Annotated in this window: 4 protein-coding genes; 2 read left to right on the top strand and 2 right to left on the bottom strand. The window is 57.6% G+C overall.

Annotated features, from left to right (window positions below):
- On the top strand, positions 1-316 hold a 316-nt coding region (locus Q1B15_RS00005), incomplete at its 5' end, for a hypothetical protein (RefSeq protein WP_299748287.1).
- Between the two features lie 2 nt (positions 317-318).
- Here Q1B15_RS00005 and Q1B15_RS00010 read toward each other — a convergent pair.
- Positions 319-1092, bottom strand: a complete 774-nt coding sequence (locus Q1B15_RS00010; RefSeq protein WP_299748290.1) for an SDR family oxidoreductase — start codon at positions 1090-1092, stop codon at positions 319-321.
- Positions 1093-1095: 3 nt separating this feature from the next.
- On the bottom strand, positions 1096-2196 hold the full coding sequence (locus Q1B15_RS00015; RefSeq protein WP_299748293.1) for an NADH:flavin oxidoreductase/NADH oxidase: 1101 nt from the start codon (positions 2194-2196) through the stop codon (positions 1096-1098).
- A gap of 111 nt (positions 2197-2307) precedes the next feature.
- On the opposite strand from Q1B15_RS00015, the gene Q1B15_RS00020 reads away from it, so the two are divergent.
- On the top strand, positions 2308-2655 hold a 348-nt coding region (locus tag Q1B15_RS00020; protein ID WP_299748296.1), incomplete at its 3' end, for a TIM barrel protein.

Genomic DNA, 2655 nt, shown 5'->3' on the forward strand with positions numbered 1-2655 from the left:
CATTCCGCGAGCGACGGTCAAATTTGTTGAATGGGCCGAACAAGGCCGTTGGGACGACGTTCAGACGGTACAGAACATTATCTCGCAGTTCGACACGATCATTACGGCTGGGCATCCGCTTTATGGGCACCACTGCTATTCCAAGGCGCTGGCGGCGGCTGCGGGTCACCCTGTGGGGGACGTGCGCGCGCCGATCACCACGTTCGAAAGCCTTGGTGCTGAGGGACGCGAGCGGATTGCAAAGATGGTTCCTTTGATGGAGGAGCTGGATCGGATCGTCGATACGATCGAGACAAAGTCCGTCGCTGCCAAGTAGGCTCATCTAATGTAGGCCGCGCCGTTCACATCGATAGTGGCACCGGTCAGGTGCCGGGCGCGGCCTTCGGCAAGAAATGCCGCCAGCTCTGCGATATCGGACGGAGGCACCCATTCACCCATGGGCAAGGTTGCGGTCACCGCAGCTTCGCCGCCCGTCAATGCAGCGCTGTCGACTGACATTTGCGTGCGCACAACACCGGGCGCGATAACATAGGCTAGGATACCACGATCCGCATAGTTTCGGGCCACTGTCTTTGTGGCTGCCGCAATTGCGGCCTTAGAGGCGGCATAGGCGATAGCACCGGGGTTCGAGGTGCCTCGTGTCGTGACCCAGCTTCCGATGCCGATTATCGCCCCCTGCTCGCCCGCGTTCAGCCACGTCGAGACAGCGTGACGTAGCAAGCGCGCAGGCGCATGCAGGTTCACCGCCATGGCCTCGGACCAGATTGCATCCCAATCCTCAATCGGGTCGAGAATGCCACCCGACTGACGCATAATGCCGGCATTGTTGACCAGAACATCGATCCGACCACCGGCCGCTGCGTGCGCCTGCGCCCAAAAGTCATCCACCGCACCCATATCCGAAAAATCAGCCGACAAAAGTGTCGCCTGACCTCGTTTCGCCCGTGAGGTGGCGACCTCGGCCCCGGCACGGTCGCCACCATAATGCGCGATAACAGTCGCACCAGCCTCGATCATGACTTCTGTGATGGCGGCCCCGATGCCCTTCGACGCGCCGGTAATAACCACTGTCTTTCCACCAAGATCTGCCATTGGCTATCTCCTCCTGACAAAGGGTGTGGAGCTGAGCTTCGGATTGCAGCGCGCATATTGGGCTGGAAGTGCGATTTCTTCATCCAGCGCCACTGCCGCCCGCCATGGCCATCGCGGATCCCACAACATGCCTCGTGCCAAAGCGATCATGTCCGCCTGACCTGTTGCTAGGATTGTCTCTGCCTGAATTGGATCAGTGATCTGACCAACAGCCATCGTGGGCATACCAGTCTCGCGACGGATACTTTCGGACATCCCTACCTGATACCCCGGTCCAGTTGTAATTTTTTGCCGCTGGTCCAGACCACCGCTGGTGACATCAATCATGTCGCAACCGAGTTCTTTCAGCGCGCGACAGAATTCGATGGACTGATCCAGGTCCCATCCGCCTTCAATCCAGTCTGTTACCGATAGGCGAACTATAACAGGTTTTTCAGCGGGAAATGCTGCCCGGATCGCACTGAACACCTCAAGCGGATATCGCATCCGGCCTTCAAGGCTGCCGCCGTAGACGTCGTCGCGGGTATTGGTAATAGGCGACAGGAATTGATGCAAAAGATACCCGTGAGCCGCGTGAAGCTCTACGATGTCGAAGCCAGCGCGATCGGCTCGCTTAGCGGCTTCAACGAACGCTAATTTTACGCGATCAAGATCGCTATCAGTCATTGGAGCCGGTGCCGGCCATCCGGGCAGATATGGCACCGCCGAAGGGGCTTGCGGCTGCCAGCCACCAGACCCTTCGATCATGCCGCCGCCTTGCCAAGGCGCGACGGTGTTGCCCTTGCGACCTGAATGGCCAAGCTGGATGCCGACGACCGCATTGCCCGCTGATTTCATAAAGTCCACGACGCGGGCAAATCCAGCTTCGGTCGCATCGTCGTAAAGTCCTGTGCATCCGTCAGTAATGCGGCCATCGGGCTCCACACCTGTTGCCTCGGTGAATATCAGACCCGCCCCTGACATTGCGAATTGCCCCAAATGCACGAGGTGCCAGTCCTGCGGCACTCCGTCCAACGCAGCATATTGGCACATCGGCGCCACGGTGATCCTGTTGGGAACCGTCAGCCCCTTCAGATCGAACGGCGAAAAAAGCGCGCTTGGCATTCAAGCCCTTTCATTTTCATTTGAATCGTAGTTCTGTGCGATATATTAACTTTTGTGCGTAACCTGAACATGTTGGTGGCAAACTGACAAGCGGAAAGGATTTCCTCTCAGATGACAAAACTCAACGTCGCAGCAAGTACATTCCCGTTTCTATATTCGCACGATGGCCTTGGCGCCATGAAACATCTTCGTACACTCGGCTATGATATCTTCGAGCTGATGATATTCCCACCGCATTGCTGGCCGCGAGAGCTGAGCGCGGATCAGGTCAAGGCCTACAAGGACTGGCTAAACGGCGAGGGCCTGAAGGTTTCATCTCTGTGTTACCCCCTTCTCGACAACAACCCCAACGGCGTCGATGTGCTTATGCGCGAATACACGCTGGACCGGTATCGCGAAGCGATAGACTTCGCCGCTGAGATCTCATGCCCCTACGTCGTCGCTATTCCAGGCCCGATA

It is taken from the genome of uncultured Boseongicola sp. (genome assembly GCF_937988555.1).
Lineage (GTDB): Bacteria > Pseudomonadota > Alphaproteobacteria > Rhodobacterales > Rhodobacteraceae > Boseongicola.

What these genes read in the sequence shown, in the direction of transcription:
- Q1B15_RS00010 (WP_299748290.1), bottom strand. Translation starts at nt 1,092, where the DNA reads ATGGCAGATCTTGGTGGAAAGACAGTGGTTATTACCGGCGCGTCGAAG.
- Q1B15_RS00015 (WP_299748293.1), bottom strand. Translation starts at nt 2,196, where the DNA reads ATGCCAAGCGCGCTTTTTTCGCCGTTCGATCTGAAGGGGCTGACGGTT.